This is a genomic window from Patiriisocius sp. 208BN25-11 (assembly GCF_058147145.1).
The window spans coordinates 1-203 of record NZ_JBYVJY010000200.1 but is presented as its reverse complement, the minus strand read 5'-3'; the positions used below and the strand labels follow the sequence as shown (position 1 = coordinate 203).

General features: G+C 49.3%; 1 protein-coding gene. It reads right to left on the bottom strand.

Annotated elements, in window-relative coordinates; genetic code table 11:
* Nucleotides 1-203 (bottom strand): hypothetical protein (locus ACY2RS_RS16125; protein ID WP_490099654.1); only part of this gene is annotated, 203 nt, incomplete at both ends.

The following is a 203-nucleotide window of genomic DNA, read 5'->3' as shown; positions in this document are numbered from 1 at the left end:
TGTGATAAGCCTGTGATGGTCTGTGTTGTCGCTCCACCTGGTGACCATACATAACTGTATGGCGGCGTTCCGCCAATAGCATTGGCCGTTGCCGTTCCATCTCCTGTGTTTGGTCCGCTCTCATCGGTAGAGGTAGCACTTACACTTAATGCGTTTTGTGGCTCTGTAATTGTTACACTTTGCTCTACGGGTAAACATACCGT